The sequence below is a fragment of the Ruegeria atlantica genome, assembly GCF_013032505.1.
Lineage (GTDB): Bacteria > Pseudomonadota > Alphaproteobacteria > Rhodobacterales > Rhodobacteraceae > Ruegeria > Ruegeria atlantica_F.
Genome location: NZ_WQCG01000002.1, coordinates 44,759 through 64,634, shown reverse-complemented (window position 1 = coordinate 64,634; position 19,876 = coordinate 44,759). Strand labels below are relative to the sequence as shown.

Annotated in this window: 17 protein-coding genes; 9 read left to right on the top strand and 8 right to left on the bottom strand. The window is 55.3% G+C overall.

The genetic code is table 11. The features are described 5' to 3' along the window. Positions 1–58: 58 nt before the first annotated feature. Complete coding sequence (locus tag GOW92_RS07590) at positions 59–1,639, bottom strand: FMN-binding glutamate synthase family protein (RefSeq protein WP_170559502.1); 1,581 nt, start codon at positions 1,637–1,639, stop codon at positions 59–61. Positions 1,640–1,855: 216 nt separating this feature from the next. Here GOW92_RS07590 and GOW92_RS07585 point away from each other — a divergent pair, with 216 nt between their 5' ends. Together GOW92_RS07585 and GOW92_RS07580 are read left to right on the top strand one after the other, a co-directional pair. Continuing rightward, entirely contained in the window at positions 1,856–2,263 is a 408-nt protein-coding gene (locus GOW92_RS07585; RefSeq protein WP_368040262.1) for a CrcB family protein, read from the top strand. Continuing rightward, a complete protein-coding gene (locus GOW92_RS07580) occupies positions 2,260–2,622 on the top strand; it encodes a fluoride efflux transporter FluC (protein ID WP_170559500.1) in 363 nt (120 codons plus the stop codon). The genes GOW92_RS07585 and GOW92_RS07580 overlap by 4 nt, the downstream gene beginning before the upstream one ends. Here GOW92_RS07580 and GOW92_RS07575 read toward each other — a convergent pair. From GOW92_RS07575 to GOW92_RS07550, 6 genes are read right to left on the bottom strand one after another with little or no spacing between them, the layout of a single operon-like run. Continuing rightward, entirely contained in the window at positions 2,619–4,142 is a 1,524-nt protein-coding gene (locus GOW92_RS07575) for a DHA2 family efflux MFS transporter permease subunit (RefSeq protein WP_170559498.1), read from the bottom strand. The genes GOW92_RS07580 and GOW92_RS07575 overlap by 4 nt on opposite strands. Further along, entirely contained in the window at positions 4,139–5,122 is a 984-nt protein-coding gene (locus tag GOW92_RS07570) for an HlyD family secretion protein (RefSeq protein WP_170559496.1), read from the bottom strand. The genes GOW92_RS07575 and GOW92_RS07570 overlap by 4 nt, the downstream gene beginning before the upstream one ends. 33 nt (positions 5,123–5,155) lie before the next feature. After that, complete coding sequence (locus tag GOW92_RS07565) at positions 5,156–5,482, bottom strand: cytochrome o ubiquinol oxidase subunit IV (RefSeq protein ID WP_170559494.1); 327 nt, start codon at positions 5,480–5,482, stop codon at positions 5,156–5,158. Next, positions 5,475–6,107, bottom strand: a complete 633-nt coding sequence (locus GOW92_RS07560) for a cytochrome c oxidase subunit 3 (protein WP_170559492.1) — start codon at positions 6,105–6,107, stop codon at positions 5,475–5,477. Before GOW92_RS07560 ends, GOW92_RS07565 begins: the two co-directional genes overlap by 8 nt. Next, positions 6,104–8,194, bottom strand: a complete 2,091-nt coding sequence (locus tag GOW92_RS07555) for a cbb3-type cytochrome c oxidase subunit I (RefSeq protein WP_170559490.1) — start codon at positions 8,192–8,194, stop codon at positions 6,104–6,106. The genes GOW92_RS07560 and GOW92_RS07555 overlap by 4 nt, the downstream gene beginning before the upstream one ends. After that, positions 8,191–9,153, bottom strand: coding sequence for a ubiquinol oxidase subunit II (locus GOW92_RS07550; RefSeq protein ID WP_170559488.1), 963 nt, complete (start codon positions 9,151–9,153; stop codon positions 8,191–8,193). Before GOW92_RS07550 ends, GOW92_RS07555 begins: the two co-directional genes overlap by 4 nt. A 185-nt stretch (positions 9,154–9,338) precedes the next feature. Between GOW92_RS07550 and GOW92_RS07545 the strand changes: the two genes are divergently transcribed. The 7 genes from GOW92_RS07545 to GOW92_RS07515 all read left to right on the top strand — a co-directional run bounded on the left by GOW92_RS07545 (position 9,339) and on the right by GOW92_RS07515 (position 18,861). Continuing rightward, positions 9,339–10,574 (top strand): lytic murein transglycosylase, encoded by a 1,236-nt coding sequence (locus tag GOW92_RS07545; protein WP_170559486.1) that lies wholly within the window; start codon positions 9,339–9,341, stop codon positions 10,572–10,574. A 402-nt stretch (positions 10,575–10,976) separates the two neighbouring features. Further along, positions 10,977–12,605 carry a peptide ABC transporter substrate-binding protein gene (locus tag GOW92_RS07540; RefSeq protein ID WP_170559484.1) on the top strand — a complete coding sequence of 543 codons (1,629 nt, stop codon included), beginning with the start codon at positions 10,977–10,979 and terminating at the stop codon, positions 12,603–12,605. A gap of 66 nt (positions 12,606–12,671) precedes the next feature. After that, positions 12,672–13,595: an oligopeptide ABC transporter permease OppB gene (gene oppB, locus GOW92_RS07535; RefSeq protein WP_170559482.1), complete on the top strand. Its 924-nt coding sequence runs from the start codon at positions 12,672–12,674 to the stop codon at positions 13,593–13,595. Between the two features lie 10 nt (positions 13,596–13,605). After that, a complete protein-coding gene (locus GOW92_RS07530; RefSeq protein ID WP_170559480.1) occupies positions 13,606–14,535 on the top strand; it encodes an ABC transporter permease subunit in 930 nt (309 codons plus the stop codon). Between the two features lies 1 nt (position 14,536). Beyond that, positions 14,537–16,342, top strand: coding sequence for an ABC transporter ATP-binding protein (locus tag GOW92_RS07525; RefSeq protein WP_170559478.1), 1,806 nt, complete (start codon positions 14,537–14,539; stop codon positions 16,340–16,342). Positions 16,343–16,652: 310 nt separating this feature from the next. Beyond that, positions 16,653–17,546 (top strand): UTP--glucose-1-phosphate uridylyltransferase GalU, encoded by an 894-nt coding sequence (gene galU, locus GOW92_RS07520; protein WP_170559476.1) that lies wholly within the window; start codon positions 16,653–16,655, stop codon positions 17,544–17,546. A gap of 238 nt (positions 17,547–17,784) precedes the next feature. Further along, the gene (locus tag GOW92_RS07515) at positions 17,785–18,861 is read left to right on the top strand and encodes a DUF2793 domain-containing protein (RefSeq protein ID WP_170559474.1); all 1,077 of its coding nucleotides are present in this window, start codon (positions 17,785–17,787) and stop codon (positions 18,859–18,861) included. A 33-nt stretch (positions 18,862–18,894) separates the two neighbouring features. Here GOW92_RS07515 and fcl read toward each other — a convergent pair whose 3' ends face one another. After that, positions 18,895–19,872 (bottom strand): GDP-L-fucose synthase, encoded by a 978-nt coding sequence (fcl, locus tag GOW92_RS07510; protein ID WP_170559472.1) that lies wholly within the window; start codon positions 19,870–19,872, stop codon positions 18,895–18,897. Positions 19,873–19,876 lie beyond the last annotated feature (4 nt).

The window sequence follows — 19,876 nt, the reverse complement described above, 5'->3', positions numbered from 1 at the left end:
GCATCACACTGAGTATGACGGATCGAAAACGTCAATCCTTGGCAACGTTGCAAAAAAATTAGAAGCGGTCTGCCGAGGCGAGTTTCCAATCGGCGGCGAAGTCAGACGGTATTTGGTCGGTCAGCAACACACCCTCGTCGATGAACGTATAGAGTTCGGCGTATGACCGTTCGCGTTCGTCTGCCGTTCGACGACGAATATCTATCGGTCGAAGCTCTGACACCTTATCTTTGCCCATCGCGCCCAAAAGCTCGCGGAAACTTTCCAGGGTCGCATCGTGAAAGCGGTGTACGCGCTGGCGTTTTTGGGGAACATTGACTGCCCTGCCCCGTATTGGGTCCTGAGTGGCTACGCCGGATGGGCAGCGGTTCGTGTTGCAATGCAACGCTTGAATGCATCCTACGGCAAACATCATCGCACGGGCCGCATTGCACATATCTGCCCCCAGCGCGAATTTTTCGACCATATCGTAGCCTGTGGCCACCTTACCCGAACAGATAATCCGGATTTTGTCGCGCAGACCAACGCCACGCAGGCAATTATTGACGAAGATCAGCGCTTCGTTCAACGGCATGCCCAAACGGTTGGTGAATTCGACCGGAGCGGCACCTGTACCGCCTTCGGCGCCGTCAATCGTGATGAAATCCGGTAGAATGCCGGTTTCCAACATCGCCTTGCAAATCGCCATGAATTCCGACGGTCTGCCAATACACAGTTTGAATCCGATCGGCTTGCCGCCAGACATTTCCCGCAGATGTTGCACAAAATGGATCAACCCTGTCGGACCTTCGAAGGCCGAGTGAATGGGCGGAGATATTACGTCCTGATGTTCGGGTACGCCGCGAATTTGGGCAATCTCCTGATCTACTTTTGAGGCAGGTAACACCCCTCCATGTGAAGGTTTGGCTCCCTGCGAAAGCTTAATCTCGATCGCTTTTACGACGTCCTTTTTGGCTTTTTCGGCAAACAGGTCCTTGTCGAAACCACCATCGGACGTGCGGCAGCCAAAGTAGCCTGTTCCGATCTGCCAGATGATGTCTCCACCCTCGGCCAGATGATGCGGGGACAGTCCGCCTTCTCCGGTGTTATGCGCAAACCCCCCATCCTTTGCCCCGCCATTTAGCGCGCGGATAGCATTAGCGCTAAGCGCACCAAAACTCATGGCCGATACATTCAGCCGAGAGGCACTGTATGGTTGCGTGCATTGCGGCCCACCCAGTGTGATCCGTTCCTCGCTTTCGTCCACATGCTTGGGGGCAAGCGAATGGTTCGCCCGATGGTATCCGACTGTCAGAACGTCGTACTGCGTACCAAAGGCCTGCGTATCCACCTGCCCCTTGGCGCGCGAGTAGACCAAAGACCGCACGATCCTGTTGAAAGGGCGACCGCTTTCGTTTGTTTCCACAAAATACTGCCGGATCTCCGGGCTGACGAATTCCAGCATGTACCGAAAATGCCCCAGGACCGGATAGTTGTTCAGCACGTTGTGCTTGGTCGTCAGCATATCATAAAGGCCGATCACTGCGTACGGAATGAGCACGACCAGAAACCAATGCGCGGGTGGCCAAAAAAACCCCCACAACAGCGTCAGCGGCAGACAAACATAAGTAATGAAGTAATAGAGTCTGCGTACAATCATTCGTGCTCTCCCAGGGTCGCGTGGTTTCCAGCCGGCTATGGCAGGTGAGGCCTTCGCCAAACGTGGGGCAAATCACCGTTAGATTGCAAGTGATTGTGCCGCCATTCACGTAATCGGGCGAAGATGTGAAATGTGATCAAGTGGTTGGTCACGGTTGATCCGAGTAACGTCAGCTATTATCCCCAAGGTAACGGGATATGGGCAGGACGACAGGCCGTGACACAAAAACGAACGCATGTTCGGACCACGGCATTGATGTTCGCAGCCGTGTTCGTTGGTGGCGCAACAGGATCGTTGCTGCGCGAGCTTTTTTCGGTGAACATACCTGGTGCTGGATGGCTGACGCAGACTTTTGGCATCAATATCGTGGCGTGTTTCGTACTTGGTTGGCTGTATTCGGTGCGAAACCGTGTCCATGCCCATGTGCTTCATCTCGGCGCAGTTGGGTTCTGCGGGGGTTTGTCGACTTTTTCCTCTTTTGTTGCCGATTTGGAGCGGTTGGCAATGGCCAACATCTGGGCGGCGGCCTCGGCCGCGGCGTTGGAGATCGCAGCAGGTCTGGCCGCCGCTATTCTGGGTGAAGCCATCGGTCGACGCATTCACCTGCAGAGGGCTTCGAAATGAGCGAGTTGTTCCTGCATGCCATGTTCGGGTTAGGCGGCGGATTGGGTGCCGTTTTGCGCCACTGGATCGCTTTGCGGGTTGTTCATGACCTGCCGTTTTCGACCCTGATTGTAAACGTTCTGGGCAGCCTGCTGCTGGGTCTGTGGATCGGATATCTCGGCGGGTCAACTGAGATGGGCGAAGAAGAAAGGCGCCTTGTCTTTGGCTTTTGCGGGGGCTTCACGACCTTTTCTAGTTTCGCCTATCAATCGCTGGAATTAAGGCGCGAGAGAACCATCGCGTTGGCGGCGGGCAATATACTGCTAAGCTTGGGTCTGTGCTGGGCGTCCCTGGCTTTTGGCCTGTTCCTAATGCGTTAATGTGCGGGCACTGACGCCTGCGTTCCCGGTTTCGGTGCCTTACAAAAGAGCAGCAGCGGAATGGTTGCTAATGCCAAAAGCCCAAGGTTGTTGAATACGGTCAGATACGAAATCAATTCAGCCTGCTGCGCAATTTCCTGCCCCAGAATGGCGGCCCCCTCTGCACTATCCGGTGTCAAGTTCAGGGGCGCAAGATAGGCTTGTGCGGCCGGGTTATAGGGCGTCACGTTTTGACTGAGAACAGCTGTGTTTGTCTGAAGCCCACGAACGACCCAAGTGCCCACCAGAGAAATACCAACCGATGACCCAAGCTGGCGGGTCACATTGAACAGGCCGGATGCTTCGTCCTGACGGGTCTTCGAGATGCTCTCGAAAGCCAAAATCGACATTGGCACAAACACCAGTCCCATACCCAGACCACTTACTGCTCCTGGCCAGGCCAGTTCCCAAAAACCTGCATCCATGTTGAGCCTGCCCATCATGAAATTGCTGACGGCCGTCAGAAACATGCCCAAACCAGCCAGAACGCGCGGGTCAAAACGCGTGACCAGAACTGCGCCGGTCAGGACCATCGACAGCCCCGCCGCGACGCCTCGCGGTATAAACAGATGTCCGGATGTGATGACTGGATAGTCCAGCAGATTCTGAACGAAAGTCGGCAGGATCGCGATACCTCCAAAAAGGGAAATCGCAAATCCGGCGATGACCAGATTACACAGCGCAAAATTGCGATCCGCGAAAAACCGCAAATCGACTACCGGCTTCTCGGTGGTCAGAACATGAATTATGAACCCAAGCGCGCCCAAAATCGACGCGATGACAGCAACCTGAATGACCCGCGATGACAGCCAGTCTTTGGTTTCTCCCTGATCCAGAAAAAATTGAAGGCAGCCAATTCCGATGGCCAGAAGGGCAAGGCCGGTCCAATCGATGCGGACTTCTTCTGTTTCATCGTCCGGCAACTCTCCGGCCAGCAAAAGCAACGCCATCGCAGCCACCGGCAGGTTCACGAAGAACACCATGCGCCACGAAAAATATTCGGTCAGGATCGCCCCGACCGTAGGCCCCAATACCGGAGCTACGACGACCCCCAAACCGAAGACCGCCATCGCCTGCCCGCGCTTTTCGCGGGGGAACGCATCGAACAATATAGATTGGGACAACGGGATCAGAAACGCGCCGAACATGCCTTGAGCAAGGCGAAAAGCGACGATTGTCTCAAGGCTCCAGGACAGGCCACACATGACCGACATCGTCGCGAAGCCGGTCACGGCGGTCAGGATCAGGCGTCGACGGCCGACGCGGCGGGCAACAAAACCGGTCAGTGGCATGACCACAACGGCAGAAACGATATAGCTGGTCAGAATCCACGTGGCTTGATCGGTTGTTGCACCAAAGGCTGCCTGAATATGGGGCAACGCGACATTCACGATTGTGCTGTCCAGCACCTCGAGAATAGCACTTAGAACAACTGCAACCACTATCACCGGATTGACGTGGCTTGCCGCCGAAGACGTCATTTTTGGGCCTGCGGCGTGGTGGTGTCCACGGTCACCTTGCTGCTGCCACCTACGCGCAATGGTGCGTCCGTCGGGTCAAGCTCCACCCGCACTGGAAAGCGCCGCGTGACCTTGACCCAATTTCCGCTGGCATTCTCGGATGGCAACAGTGAGAATGTATCTCCCGACCCCCGTCCGATTGACGCAACCTTGCCTGTCAGAGTGACGCCCGGCATCATGTCGATCTTTACCGTGACCTGCTGACCCGGACGTATTCGTGGCAGAGAAGTCTCTTTGAAATTGGCGTCTACCCACCAATCAGACGACTCGACTATGGAAAACTGCGGCGCGTTGGCTGAAACCGAAGATCCAGGTCTAAGGGTCAGGTTGGCGATCCACCCATCTGCCGATGCAAAGATCTTGGTCCAATTTTGATTGGCCTGCGCAATTTCCACTTGGGCTTGCGATGACAGTATATCGTCCTGTTTGGCCGCCAGACCACTTTGCAAGGCCAATAGAGCGGATTGGCTTGTGGTAAGTTGCGCTGCGGCGCGCGCAAATTCCGAACTCGACTGATCCAGTGATGCCTGTGCCAGATCACCATCTGAAAACAAAGCCTTAGCACGTTCCAGATTGCTTTGCGCGGTATTGTAAGCCGACTGCGTGCTTTCGACCACCGCTTGTGCGGCCGCGATCTGTGTACTGTAAGACTGCGCTTGCTGCACCGCGCTATCGAGGTTGGCCTTGGCTTGATCGACCGAAGCTTTGAATTGCGTATCGTCGATCGTGAACAACAAGTCCCCTGTTTTGACCGGCTGGTTTTCAATCACAAGCACTTCGGCAACCTGACCGGTGACCTGTGGCGCCACGTAGATGATGTTCGCCCCCACATAGGCATCGTCGGTCGAAGGGTAACGTTCCTGATGCCGCCAATACACCAAAAGACCAGCCGCAATTGCGCCCACAATGACCGCAGCACCGATGACCTTGAGAGATTTCATAAACCCGTCCCCTTCGTTCGGCTCAGTCAGATGTCACATTGGAAAGGTGTGCATCCGAACCGCCAGATTACCCATGATCCAAACCGTTCCAAGAATGATGATCAGCAGCACCAGTGTGGAGAACAGAATTAGATCGAGATCCTCGCGACTACTGCGACGTCGGTCGATATGCAGAAAATAGACCAATTGTACGATCAGCTGCGCCAGCCCAAGCAGGCTGATCGCAAGGTAGACGCCTTTTGTTTCAATGCCGTATCGATAAGCGATTCCGAAAACGGCAAAGGTCAACAAAAGAGACCCACCGTAGCCGATTACATAACGGCGACGCTCGCGGCGATGCATTTCGCTGCGTTTATCCATAGGTCAGCCCCCCGAAATAGACGATTGTGATGATGCCGATCCAGATCAGGTCGAGAAAGTGCCAGAACAGCGCCAACCGCACCACGCGTGACATCAGCAGATCGGTCAGGCCGAAGATCCGTAGCTGGATACCAAGTACGATTAACCATAGGCACCCGGTTGCAACGTGCAATCCGTGTAAGGGCACCAACCCATAAAATGCTGACAGAAAACCGCTGCGCTGAGGGATACCGCCTTTTTCGGCCATCGCCATGAAATCGCGGATTTCCAGAACCAGAAAACTGAGACCCAATAGCAGTGTAACGGAGAACCAGAATACGATCCGCCATCGCGGAAGGTTGTATTTTAGCGCCAGCATCGCCAGACCCACGGTGAGGCTGCTGGTCAAAAGAATAAGTGTCTGGGCAAAGATGCTTTGTAGGTCGAACAGTTCGTGTGGCCCCGGTCCGCCGGCCTGTGCATCAATCATCGTGATGTAGATCGCGAACATCAGTCCGAAATAAACCAGATCGCTCATCAGAAAGACCCAGAAGCCGAAGGTAACGACTTCGCTTGCCCTGTCAGCACTTGCGTGCCGACGTCCGAGGTTCAGACCGGGGTAGCTGTGTGTAGGCGCGCGTTTCATGTCACGGCCTCCAGATCAGGGCAGGCTAGTCCGCGGTTTTCCGGAGCTGTTTCGTGATCGCGGTCGACAGGCGTGGAATTGTGAACCAGATCCAACCAGGCTTCGTGCTTCTTGCGCACCTCTTCTGCCGGAATGACGCGCTCTGTTTCGGCTTTGAACGTCCATGCTATAAAGGACGCAAGCATCAAGAGTGTCATCAATGCTGCCAGCCACCAGATCCACCACACCAGCGCAAACATCCAAACCCCGCTGAGCACGCAGAGAAGGAAACCTATTCCGGTGTTGAGCGGCACCGAGATGTCCTCATAGGCATCGGGCGCCGGGTACGCGTTGCCACGTTCTTTCGCGGCGGCGAAGTTATCGCGATCGGTCACATGAGGGATGATTGCAAAATTATACGGAGGTGGTGGGGCCGGAATCGACCATTCCAATGTCCGCGCATCCCAAGGATCGCCGACCGGAACGCGGGTCTTTTCACGTTCGCGAATACTGACCCACAATTGGATGACCACTGACAGCAAAGCAGCCAATATGATCAATGCGCCGACAACGGCGACGATCATGTATGGGTGAAAACTTGGGTCCTCCCAACTGAATGACCGGCGTGGCATGCCCATCAGGCCGACAAAGTACAATGGAAGGAAGGTCAGCATGAAGCCGACAGTCCACAGCGCAACCGAAGCTCGGCCCCAGAATTCGTTGAGGCGGAAACCGAAAGCCTTGGGGAACCAGTAATTGTAGCCGGCGAGCAACCCAAACAGCACCCCGGGCAGCAGCACGTTGTGGAAGTGGGCGACAAGAAAAAGTGTATTGTGGACCTGATAATCAACTGTTGGGTTCGCAAGGATCACACCGGAAAGCCCGCCGATCACAAACAACATCAGGAAAGCCAGCCCATAAAGCATGGGCACCGAAAACCGGATACGTCCCCGGAACAGCGTCGCCATCCAGTCATAGACTTTCACACCGGTCGGGATTGCGATCAGCATGGTGGCAATGCCAAAGACGGCGTTGATCAGCGCGCTTTGGCCCATAGTGAAGAAGTGGTGCAGCCAGACGGTGAACGACAGCACTGCAATCGACATGGTGGCGATGACCAGTGAATTGTAGCCATACAAGCGCTTGGCCGAGAACGTCGCAAAGACCTCGGAATAGATGCCATAAGCTGGCAGAACCAACAGATAAACCTCAGGGTGGCCAAACAACCAGAAAAGGTTGGCATAGTTCATCATATTTCCACCAAGGTCGTTGGTGAAGAAATGAAAATCCAAATACCTGTCAGCTGCCAGCATCAATGCGGCAACCCCAAGAGGCGGCATGGCAAAGACGATCAGGATTGAGCTGCAGATGATTGTCCAGCAATACATCGGCAGGCGCATAAACTTCATGCCCGGTGCGCGCAGTTTATAGATGGTGACGGCAAAGTTGATGCCTGTAAGTGTGGTGCCGATGCCTGACACGACGATGGCCCAGATCCAGTAGTCCGGACCGACACCGGGATTGAACGTAGCTCCGGTATATGGCGGATATGCTGTCCAGCCGCCGGTCGAAAACTCGCCCACCACAAGCGAGACCATCAGCATCATCCCGGCCGAGACGGTCAGCCCAAGACTGATCTGGTTCATCACGGGAAAAGCCACATCGCGCGCGCCGATCATCAGCGGTATCAGGAAATTCGCAAGACCGAACACAAATGGTACGGCGACGAAGAAGATCATGATGGTTCCGTGAGTACTGAAGAGCTCGGCAAAATGCTCGGCCTCCAGAAAGCCATCGCCTGGCCCCGCCGCCTGCTGAGCTCGCATCACAACGCCTTCCAACACGCCACGCGCCAGCATGACAATTGCAAAGACGATATACATGATGCCGATCTTCTTGTGGTCCGTGCTGGTCAACCACTCGCGCCACAAAGGTCCCCACAGGCGGAACCACGTCAGTATTCCAACAACGGCAATGACGCCGACGATTACGATCCCAGCCGCCGCATTGGCGACAATTTCGTTCGTGTTGGGATTCTGTATAAGCCCTGCAATCGGAAACGCGTCCCAGTCTAAGCGGCCAAAGAAGCCAGACCCATTGGTGGTCATCGCTGTGCCTCCTGCCCGAATTCTACCGTCCCCGGCTGTTGGTCTGCGGTCAGGGCCTTGCCGCCGTGATACCGATGCACAATCGAGCTAAACAGGTTGTTGTCCTCCAGCGTGAAATATAACGCGTTATCTGGCATTTGCGCAGTTCCCAACGCGGCCTGGACCTCGTCCCGATCCGATCGCATAGCCAAGATGCGGTAAGTTTCGTCGTTCAGCGCAATGCTGTTGCTGCGCACCTTGTCGACCCATTCGTTGAATTCCTCGGCGGACATGGCAACGGTTTGGAACTTCTGTTTGGTGAACCCCCGCCCGTTATATTGCGTGTTCTCGCCCTGCATTGTGGCGGGCACATCCGACACGATATGCAATTCCGTGGTCATACCAGGCATTGCGTAAATCTGACCTGCCAAAGCCGGAATCATGAAGGACTGCATCACGGTATCGGTCGTCAGCGTCATGGCGACCTGCTGTTTGACCGGAATACCCAGCTCTCCAACGCTGGCGATGCCCAGATCGGGGTAGATGAACAACCATTTCCAATCCAATCCGACGACCTGAACGTTCAGCGCAGGCATTTCGCCAAAGCGATCCGAATATGGGTCCAACCGGTGGGTCGCCTTCCAAAGATAGAAGGACAGCAGCGCGACAATCAGGACTGGCACGCCCCACATGACGAACTCCAGCCTCCCAGAGAAATCCCATTTGGGCCGATATACGGCATCGCCACCCTTGCGTCGCCGGTACCGGAGGGCGATCAGCGGCACCAAAACAAGAACCGGAACCACGGCCAAAAGGATCAGGGCTGTTGCGCGGAAAAGATGAAGTTTTTGGACAGAGGCAATCGGACCCTGCGGGTCCATGAAACTGTCACTGGCGCAAGCAGCCTGGGCCGTTACAGAGAGAGCCGCGGTGGCGATCACGAATTGCATCGCCTTTGGTGACATTCGGAAAAGAGCCACGCCTGTTTATCCTCCTGAACCAACCTCTCGGGCCAACTATCGGCAGACAAATGAAATTTCTCAAGGTTTTTTCCTAAAGGCCCAACGTTCCGCGACGAACCCAGACCACCAGCGGGTATAGGCACAGACAAATTGCAGGAAAGCCGCTGTTGACTTGCCGCTCTGGCCAAGCCAGACCTTGGGCGATGCGATGGATCATTTTCGTCCTGGGTTTTTGGTGCCTAACTACTGGTGCAACCGCGCAAGATCGTGCTGCGGTTGAAAAACAATTCCAATCGTGGTTGCAAGAAACCGTCTGGCCAAGGGCGCGGGCCAAGGGCGTATCCAGACGCACAATGCAGCAAGCATTTGACGGTGTCACTCTCAATTGGAAACTGCCTGATCTCGTGCCGCCGGGACAACCGACCAAAACTCCCAAAGATCAAAAGCAGGCTGAATTTGGATCTCCGGGTCGTTATTTCAGTGCGGGTTCGGTTCAAGGTGCCACGTCAGTCGGGCGGCAGATGGCCCGGCGGCACGCAGCAACCTTGTCGCGTGTCGAAGCCGAAACCGGCGTTCCGGCCCGCATCATTCTGGCCATCTGGGGACGTGAGAGCGGATATGGGCAAGTCCCTATTCGGCACAACGCCTTCCAGGTGCTGGGCACTAAAGGGTTCATGAGCACCCGTGCTGACTATTTCACAAAAGAGCTGATCGCAGCGCTGCAAATCGCAGAAGCGGGCGATGCGCCGCCAGGAGTAATGAAAAGCAGCTGGGCGGGCGCTTTGGGCCAGCCACAATTCATGCCGTCCAATTTTCTGACCTATGCGACCGACGGGAACGCGGACGGAAATGCCGATATTTGGACCTCGGCCGAGGATACCATTGCTTCCATCGGGAACTATCTGGCGAAGCATGGCTGGCAAACGGGGCGCGATTGGGGGTTCGAAGTCACAGTACCGGACAGCATCTCCTGCGCACTGGAAGGCCCCGATCAAGGCAGACCCATTCGAGACTGGAATGGAATGGGTATTGAGCGCGTGTCGGGCAAACCATTTCCAAATCATGAACTGTCCGGAGAAGGGTATTTAATGATGCCCGCCGGGCGAAACGGTCCCGCCTTTGTTGTTACGCCCAACTTCTATGTCCTCAAGGAATACAACAAAAGCGATCTGTACGCCTTGTTCGTTGGGCATGTCGGGGACCGCATACAGTACGGTGTCGGGGATTTCTCAGGCCGTTGGGGCAGGATTGACGCCATGTACCGATCCGATATCGCAGCCATGCAGCGCAGACTGGAACAACAAGGCCACGACGTCGGAGGGGCGGATGGCCTACCCGGCTTCAAGACCCGCCGTTCGATCGGGCGTTGGCAGCTGGCGAATGATCTGTCTCCGACCTGTTTTCCAAATGCGCGCCTGAAGACTGCGTTGACCCGTTAGCGATTCGCCCTGCTACCGGCGGCCTGTTTGCATGTGACCCGACGGTAAGCGCTCAACTGAAATCGAACCCCTTCACGAAAATGTCACGAACCCCACATGTTTCAGTATAATATTTCCGACTGAACCCCGTTTCCATTCACAATCCACCTCTGGTTGCTCAATTTTCAGGCAAAGGCTTTAACCTTTTTTGAAATAATGCCACGTTCGGCATCAGTGAAAGGCGACTTTTGCAAACACGTTCCCGACTGCAAACCGAAAGACTGCGACGCGGTGTTCATTGCGATCTGAAAAAGCAAAATTCGAACCAGTCCCGGTCTCTTTATGGGTCGGACAAACATGGTGGTCCTCAGCCATCCTGAAAGGATGCGCGTGGGTCGCCGAAAAAAACGGGAGTTGAAACACATGAACAAGTATTTTCGTACATCTCTTGCGGGGCTTCTGACCTCGACCATGATTACAGGCGCTGCCTTTGCCGCCGGAACCCATCCAGAAACCGGCGAAGCGCTGGCGGATGACCAGACCTTTACCTATCGTATTCTTGACGAGCACAGCTCAGTCGACCCTCAGGTTGTTGAAGATGTATCCGGCGCCGAGATCGTTCGTGACCTTTTCGAAGGCCTGATGAACCAGGACGAAGACGGTAACCTGATTCCTGGTGTTGCGACCGGCTTTACAACCAACGACACCAAAGACGTCTACACCTTTACTCTGCGCGACGATGCGAAGTGGTCGAATGGTGATCCGGTGACAGCAGGCGATTTTGTATACGCCTGGAAGCGCGCCGTCGATCCCGCCCTGTCCTCGCCTTATGCGTGGTTCATGGAACTGATGTCGATCGAGAACGCATCGGAAATCATCGCAGGTGACAAACCGACTGACGATCTGGGCGTTAAAGCCATCGACGACAAAACGCTTGAGGTCAAACTGAGCGCGCCGCTGCCGTACTTCCCGCAGATGACCACACACTCGACCACATTCCCTGCCCCGCAGAAAGTCATTGAAGAGTTCGGCGACGCGTGGACCAAACCTGAAAACATCGTATCGAATGGCGCTTATGTTCTGACCGAGCATCTGCCGCAGGAACGTTCGGTCCGTGAGCGGAACGAGAACTATTGGGACAATGACAACACCATCATCGAAAAGGTTGTCGCCTTGGTCATCAACGATGAAAACGTTGCTCTGACCCGTTACCTGGCAGGTGAGCTGGATCGCACCGAAGTTCCCGCCGGTCAGTTCCCGCGTCTGCAAAAAGAACACCCGGAAGAGGCGATCAGCTTCCCGCGTCTGTGTAACTACTATTACACGTTTAACCTGTCCGATGGCGGCCCCGAAGCCTTTAAGGACCCGAATGTCCGTCAGGCGCTGTCGCTGGCCGTTGACCGTAAAATCATCACTGAAAACATCATGGCTGGTGGACAACCACAGGCTTACACCTTTGCACCGGCAGCGACCGCAGGCTTTGACGTTCCGGACGTAGAAATGGCGTCGATGTCTCAGGCAGAGCGTGACGAACTGGCCAAGGAACTGCTGGCCGCGGCTGGTTATGGTCCCGACAACCCGCTGAGCTTCGAGATGGTCTACAACACCTCGGAAGCGCACAAAAAGGTTGCCGTGGCGCTGAGCCAGATGTGGAAGCAAAAGCTGGGTGTAAACGCTGAACTGGCCAACATGGAATGGAAGATTTTCCTAGAAGAACGCGGAAACCAGAACTTCGATCTGGCCCGTGGCGCATGGTGTGGCGACTATAACGAAGCGTCGACCTTCCTCGACCTGCTGCAGTCGGATTCTGGCTATAACGACGGCAAGTATAACAACGCCCGCGTTGATGAACTGCTGTCCGAAGCTAAAACTTCTGACGATGCTGCACCTCTGTACACCGAGGTCGAGCGCATTATCGCGCAAGAGACCCCCGTTATCCCGATCTATCACTATGCTGGCGTCTACATGATGGACAGCGATGTCGGTAACTGGCCGGTCAACAACGTAGAGCAGAACTGGTATTCCAAGAACCTCTACAAAACCGCCGAATAATCATCCTTAGACCATGCAGTGCCCCGGAGTTTTCTTCGGGGCAATGCCAATAATTGGGGGCATGAAATGCTTGCCTATATCGTCCGGCGGTTGTTAATGGCCGTCCCAACGATCCTATTGCTGATCGTTGCAAGTTTCTTTTTGATGCACTTCGCGCCAGGTGGGCCTTTCACCTCGGAACGGCCTCTGCCGCCCGCGGTTCTGGCCAATATCGAGGCGCGGTACGGATTGGATCAGCCGCTGTGGAAACAGCTTTGGGACTATCTCTACAACATCGTCGTGCATTTTGATTTCGGCCCGTCCTTTAAGTTTAAGGACCGTGATGTGAATGACATCATCGCGCAGGGTTTCCCGATTTCGCTGACCTATGGATCGCTGTCGTTTCTTGTTGCTACTTTTGTCGGTGTCAGCCTTGGGATTGCTGCTGCCATCAAGCACAATAGCTGGATCGACTATTTCGCAGTTGGTCTGGGCATCGCAGCACAGGCGCTGCCGAACTTCATCATGGGCCCAATCCTGATCCTGACCTTTACCTTGTGGCTCGGATGGCTGCCGGGCGGTGGCTGGAATGGCGGTCAGTGGCCGTATCTGATCATGCCGGTTATCGCGCTTGCCACCTCGTATATGGGATCCATTGCGCGGATCACGCGGTCATCGATGCTGGAAGTTCTAAACTCAAACTTCATCCGCACGGCCCGCGCCAAGGGTCTGCCAACCAGAACCGTGATCTGGCGTCATGCGCTAAAACCCACTCTGTTGCCTGTCGTGTCCTATCTGGGCCCGGTTTTCGTCTATGTACTGACCGGTTCGGTCTTTGTGGACATCTATTTCTCTACCGGCGGATTGGGGCAAGCCTATGTGGGGTCCGCGCTGTCGCGTGACTACGCAGTGCTGTTAGGGGTCACGATCCTTTATGGCGTCCTGACCGTTCTGGTGAACCTGTTGACCGACCTGGCCTATGCCTGGTTCGATCCGAAAATCCGTTACTGAGGGGCTGGCAATGCTTGGTAAATCACAAAAAGCCGCCCACTTGGCCGAAGACATCACCGATTACACGGTCATTCAGGGGCGATCACTTTGGCAGGACGCACGGATGCGTTTTGTTCGCAACAAGGCGGCCATGGCCAGCTTGTTCATTCTGACAATGATCGTGTTGTTCACAATCATTGGCCCTTACTTTGCCGTATGGAGCAACGAGGAAATCGACTGGAATGTCATGGGCGATGTTCGCGGCATGGGAATGCCGTCGGTAGAGACCGGACATTTCTTCGGCGTCGACGATCTGGGGCGTGATCTTTACAGCCGCGTCATTCAGGCGACGACAACATCATTGCTTGTGGGTCTGATCGGTGCCGCTACGGCCCTGATCGTTGGTACCTGCTACGGTATTGCCGCGGGCTATATCGGTGGCCGCACTGATGGCGTGATGATGCGCTTCGTCGATATCCTGCTGGCCATTCCGGCGACGCTGGTCATCATCCTGTTGCTGGTTGTCGCGGGTCGATCGTTCGTCATGCTGTTTATCGCACTTGGCGCGGTTGGCTGGCTAACGATGGCACGGATTGTTCGAGGCCAGACCCTGACTCTAAAAAATCGCGAGTTCATTGAGGCCGCTCGCGCAGCTGGGGTTAGCGAGTTCACCATTATGTATCGCCATATCCTGCCCAACCTTCTGGGCGTGGTGATTGTTTATGCCTCGCTGCTGGTACCGGAAATGATCCTGACGGAAAGCTTCATCTCTTTCCTCGGTCTTGGGATCTCAGAACCCTACACGTCGCTGGGTCGATTGATCGCCGAAGGGGCCGGGACGATGGGCTATGGCACCTTGTGGCAACTGTTGTTCCCGCTGACATTCTATGTCGCAATCATCATAACCATGTTCTTCATTGGTGATGGCCTGCGTGACGCTCTGGACCCGAAGGATCGCTGATATGAGCCTGTTTTCCGTAAAAAACCTGGGCGTCCAGTTCAACACCGCCGATGGCGTAGTCGAAGCCGTTAAAGGCATCAGTTTTGACATCAATCCGGGCGAATGCCTGGGTATCGTGGGCGAAAGCGGGTCGGGTAAAAGCCAGACCTTCATGGCCGCGATGGGCCTGCTGCCACCTGCGGGGCAAGCGACCGGTTCTGTCATGCTGAATGGCCAGGAAATTCTGAACCTGCCTGTCAACAAGCTGAACCAGATCCGTGGCGACGATGTCGGCATGATCTTTCAGGATCCGCTGACCGCCCTGACCCCGCACCTGCGGATCGGCCAGCAAATGCGCGAAGTTCTGCAGGTTCACGAGGGGTTGCAAGGTTCGGCTGCTCGGGCGCGCTGCCTGGAATGGCTGGACCGTGTACGCATCCCCGAGGCCAAACGGCGGCTGGACCAATATCCCCACGAACTGTCAGGCGGAATGCGCCAGCGCGTGATGATCGCAATGTCCATGCTGTGTAACCCAAAGCTGTTGATTGCGGATGAACCCACAACAGCGCTGGATGTGACCGTTCAGGCCGACATTCTGGACCTGATGGTACGCCTGCAAAAGGACGAAGGCACGGCGATTGCCCTGATCACACATGACATGGGCGTCGTCGCGCGTATGTGCGACCGCGTTCAGGTCATGCGTCTGGGTCAATTCGTTGAAGCTGGTGAGACGCGCGAAATCTTCCGTGCGCCGAAGCATGAATACACACGAACGTTGCTTGAAGCGATGCCGCGCATTGATGCCGGCGACGCGCCCAAGGCTCTTGATAAGGTTGATGACCCTTTGCTGAAGGTCGACGATGTCAAAGTGCACTTTCCAATCCATGTTTCGGGCGGCTTGTTTGGGCACAAAGTCCCGCTGAAAGCCGTTGATGGTGTAAGTTTTGATATCCGCAAAGGCGAAACGCTGGGCGTTGTGGGAGAGTCCGGCTGCGGTAAGTCAACACTGGCGCGGGCTGTTCTGCAATTAATCGAACCCAGCGCGGGCAACGTCAGTTGGTTGGGCCATCCCATTGTTGGCCTGAAAAGGCGCGAACTGAACAAGTACCGCAAGGACTTACAGATCGTTTTCCAGGACCCCTTGGCCAGCCTCGATCCGCGTATGACCATCTCGGCCTCGATTGCCGAACCGCTGAAAACGTATCGCCCTGATCTAACTGAGCGCGAACGCAAAAAGCTGGTCTCCGAAATGATGGAGAGGGTCGGCCTGAAAGCCAACATGATCAACCGATATCCGCACGAGCTTTCGGGCGGTCAGAACCAACGTGTCGGCATTGCCCGGGCGATGATCAACAAACCCAAGCTGATTATCTGTGATGAAGCAGTGTCGGCATTGGACGTGTCGATTCAGGCGCAAATCGTGGAACTGTTGCGCGAGTTGCAGCAGGAGTTTGGTCTTTCGATGATCTTCATCAGTCATGACCTTTCCGTGGTACGCGCTGTATCGAACCGGATCATGGTTCTGTATCTGGGCCGGATCGTGGAGTTGGGTGACGGAGAAGTGATCTGTTCCGATCCGATCCACCCATACACGAAATCGCTGATCTCGGCGGTTCCCATTCCGGACCCAGACGTTGAACGCAGTCGAACACGGCTGAAACTGCCGGGCGAGCTGCCTTCGCCGATGGATCCGAAGGCCGCGTTGCGGTTTCTACCCAGCCGTTTGGCGGCTGGCGAGACTGACTATGTTCCGCAACTTAGTGAGGTAAAACCTGATCATTTTGTGGCCGAGCACGACTCGCTCGAAGCAATCATGGGTAAGGCATGACCTTCCTGCCCCGAAGCAAGTTCTTGCGTTCGGGGCAGGTTCCTCCTGGCAATATCAAGGGCTAATAATTGTTTCCCCTTTGAAGCCAATATACGCTGAAAAGCGCTTTTTATATTAATTTAGTGCAGCAACCGAGGCTATAGTCTGGCCGTTTTGAACACGGTATTTTGACTTCCCAATTCAACGGTGGCACGATTTCTCCAACTTGGCTCGCATTGCCTAATTGCGTTGATTGTTCTAGCCGCGCGCACTATGAGGTGGCGTCAACAAAACGCATTCATTCGGACAAGACATTTTGCTGAGAGGTAGCATGGCACGTAAGGTCACAAAGGCGATTTTTCCGGTTGCAGGTCTCGGCACTCGTTTTCTGCCCGCGACAAAATCAGTGCCTAAAGAAATCATGACCCTGGTTGATCGCCCGCTGGTTCAATACGCAATCGACGAGGCCCGGGCTGCCGGTATTACCGAATTCATTTTTGTAACGTCGCGCGGGAAATCGGCGCTTGAGGACTATTTTGACCATAATCAGATCCTTGAGCAATCGCTTAAGGAAAAAGGCAAAGACGAACTGCTAAAAACACTGAATGCCACCAACATGGAAAGCGGGGCAATTGCCTATATCCGGCAGCACAAAGCCTTGGGGTTGGGTCACGCCGTGTGGTGCGCGCGTCGCCTGATCGGAGATGAGCCATTTGCGGTCATGCTGCCCGACGACGTTATCGCAGCGGAAAAACCCTGTTTGCAGCAGATGATTGAGGCCTATGAGGAAACCGGCGGCAACATGGTTGCCACCATGGAGGTCCCTCCGGAGAAGACAAGCTCTTACGGCGTTCTGGATGTGGGCGACAACATCGGCACAGCAGTACGCGCGCGCGGAATGGTCGAGAAACCGAAACCGGAAGAAGCGCCGTCAAACCTGGCAGTTATCGGCCGTTACATTCTGCGTCCATCGGTTCTGTACAACCTCAATCAGAACAAGCTGGGCAGCGGAGGCGAGATTCAACTGACGGACGCCATCGCCGAAGACATCAGAAACGGTGTCCCTGTCTTCGGGTATAAATTTGATGGCCAGCGGTTTGACTGCGGATCAAAAGCTGGTTTCCTGCAGGCGACTGTTGCATTTGCGCTGGCACGCGATGACCTTCGCGAGGATCTGCAGGAATATCTGCACGACGTTATCGTCACAGGTCAGGCAGCTCAGTAGCTAAAAACTGCGGCCCCCTAAACGGGACGAACAGTATGAATTGAGGGGCAAACTGCAAACACCGCAGTTTGCCTTTTTTCGTTTTGAAAAACACCGTGCGATTATACGCCCACCATTCAGGGAAAGCTTTGGCACAACATTAACCGAGCGTTCGTTTAGGTCAGGCGGAGTTTATTTGCGGCGCGGCAGTTTAGCGCGCAATGCAATTGTCGATCCGACAGCCAACGGAGGATGCTCTTTGTCCCAAAATTCGCCCAAATTGAACCTGCCATTCCTGCAACCTTCGCAGGCGCAAAAGCACGTCACGCATAACGAAGCCCTAAGACGCCTGGATCTGGTCGTCCAGCTAAGTGTCATGTCTACTGATGCCACGACCCCACCCTCTGTGCCAGCACAGGGGCAACTTTACGCTCTTGGATCGGCACCCATCGGGGATTGGTCAGGCCATGCAGCCGAACTTGCTGCCTGGTTGGACAATGGCTGGCATTTCATAACGCCCGAAATGGGATGGCGTGCGTGGGACCAAGAGAATGAACGCTTGAAAGTCTGGAACGGATCGGCATGGGTCGAGCCCGCAACCGCGACGCAAAATCTGCCTGGCATCGGGATCGCCACAGGGCACGACACAACCAACCGGCTGTCGGTGCGCGCCCCGGCGACGTTGCTGAGCCACGAAGGGGCCGGGCATCAACTGAAGATCAACAAGGCAAATGCGGGCGAAACCGCATCCCTTTTGTTTCAATCCAACTGGACCGGACATGCGGAAATGGGTCTGTCCGGGACCACGGGTTTGTCCATCAAGGTCTCGCCGGATGGCAGCAATTGGTCCGAGGCCCTGAGCTTTGATCCAACGTCCGGGGTTGCTACTGGCACGGCCGTGCAAAACAGCGCGGAAGACACAACTGCGGGGCGCCTAATGCGGGCTGACTATGGTTACGGACCCGGCAATCTACTGGGGTCAGTCACCCAAAATGGTGGAACCCCGACGGGCGCTGTTATTGAAAGAGGAACCACAGCGAATGGTGAGTTTGTCCGGTTTGCTGATGGCACTCAGATCTGTACCGCCACGCTGAATGCTGTGGCCTGTACAAATACCGAAGGTGCCTTGTACGCAAGCGCATCCGAAACCTGGGTTTTCCCGGCGCCTTTTGCTGCGAGCGCCAATCCGGCAGTCAGCGGCAGCGGGGGTGCGACCGGCAGGTTTATCGGATTTGATGGAGTGTCCGAAGCTCAAGTCGTTTACAAAGTTCTCTCGTCTGCTTCTGATGCGACAACATTACCTGCAACGGCCATGGCCATAGGGCGCTGGTTCTGATCCATCCGACTGCCCGGATCTTGGTTCGGGCGGTCATTTCGCGCGAAGTTCTGCCTCGGCTTGCTCCAGAAACCAAGCATATGTTTCGCGAATACCGTATTCCAGCCCGATAGTCGCGCGCCATCCCATGTCCGCCAACCGGGAAACATCCATTAGCTTTCGCATGGTACCATCCGGCTTACTGGCATCCTGTGTAATTCGCCCAGCAAACCCGGTCACCTTTGCCACCATCGCCGCCAGTTCTGCGATCGAAACATCCTCCCCACATCCCACATTGATATGGCTCAGCATGGGTTGGGTGTTGGCCTCGTACACTTCACGAGGCAAGTCCAGTACAAACAGAGACGCCTCGGCCATATCATCAACATGCAGAAACTCGCGCCGGGGTTTGCCGGTCCCCCAAATGACAACCTCTTCGAGACCATCTCTCTGCGCCTCGTGAAATCGGCGGATCAGCGCGGGCAAGACGTGACTGTTTTCCGGATGAAAATTGTCGCCGGGCCCATAGAGATTAGTCGGCATTACCGAACGGTAGTCCACACCGTGTTGCCGATTGTAGCTTTCGCACAGTTTGATACCTGCGATCTTCGCCACCGCGTAGGGTTCGTTTGTCGGCTCTAGAACACCGGTCAACAGAGCATCTTCACGCATTGGCTGTGGCACAGCGCGCGGATAGATGCAGGAGCTGCCCAATTGCAGCAGGTTCTTTACGTCAGCGATAAATGCCTGATGGATCACGTTGCACTCGATCATCAGGTTTTCGTAGATGAAGTCCGCCGGATAGCTGTTGTTGGCATAAATTCCACCGACTTTAGCCGCCGCCAATATGACGACATCCGGTCGCTCGGACTGCATGAAATCTTGGACAGCGGCCTGATTGGCCAGATCAAGCTCGGAATGCGTCCGGGTCACAAGCTCCAACGCCTCGCCCGCCGCCTGGCGAGCTTGCAAGCGGCGCAGAATTGCTCCACCAACCATGCCCCGATGCCCGGCCACATAGATCTTACGCATGCCG

Excerpts from the sequence above, each read along its gene's own strand:
- GOW92_RS07590 (WP_170559502.1), bottom strand. The coding sequence starts at position 1,639 with ATGATTGTACGCAGACTCTATTACTTCATTACTTATGTTTGTCTGCCG.
- GOW92_RS07580 (WP_170559500.1), top strand. The coding sequence starts at position 2,260 with ATGAGCGAGTTGTTCCTGCATGCCATGTTCGGGTTAGGCGGCGGATTG.
- GOW92_RS07575 (WP_170559498.1), bottom strand. The coding sequence starts at position 4,142 with ATGACGTCTTCGGCGGCAAGCCACGTCAATCCGGTGATAGTGGTTGCA.
- GOW92_RS07570 (WP_170559496.1), bottom strand. The coding sequence starts at position 5,122 with ATGAAATCTCTCAAGGTCATCGGTGCTGCGGTCATTGTGGGCGCAATT.
- GOW92_RS07565 (WP_170559494.1), bottom strand. The coding sequence starts at position 5,482 with ATGGATAAACGCAGCGAAATGCATCGCCGCGAGCGTCGCCGTTATGTA.
- GOW92_RS07560 (WP_170559492.1), bottom strand. The coding sequence starts at position 6,107 with ATGAAACGCGCGCCTACACACAGCTACCCCGGTCTGAACCTCGGACGT.
- GOW92_RS07555 (WP_170559490.1), bottom strand. The coding sequence starts at position 8,194 with ATGACCACCAATGGGTCTGGCTTCTTTGGCCGCTTAGACTGGGACGCG.
- GOW92_RS07545 (WP_170559486.1), top strand. The coding sequence starts at position 9,339 with ATGCGATGGATCATTTTCGTCCTGGGTTTTTGGTGCCTAACTACTGGT.
- GOW92_RS07540 (WP_170559484.1), top strand. The coding sequence starts at position 10,977 with ATGAACAAGTATTTTCGTACATCTCTTGCGGGGCTTCTGACCTCGACC.
- oppB (WP_170559482.1), top strand. The coding sequence starts at position 12,672 with ATGCTTGCCTATATCGTCCGGCGGTTGTTAATGGCCGTCCCAACGATC.
- GOW92_RS07530 (WP_170559480.1), top strand. The coding sequence starts at position 13,606 with ATGCTTGGTAAATCACAAAAAGCCGCCCACTTGGCCGAAGACATCACC.
- GOW92_RS07525 (WP_170559478.1), top strand. The coding sequence starts at position 14,537 with ATGAGCCTGTTTTCCGTAAAAAACCTGGGCGTCCAGTTCAACACCGCC.
- galU (WP_170559476.1), top strand. The coding sequence starts at position 16,653 with ATGGCACGTAAGGTCACAAAGGCGATTTTTCCGGTTGCAGGTCTCGGC.
- fcl (WP_170559472.1), bottom strand. The coding sequence starts at position 19,872 with ATGCGTAAGATCTATGTGGCCGGGCATCGGGGCATGGTTGGTGGAGCA.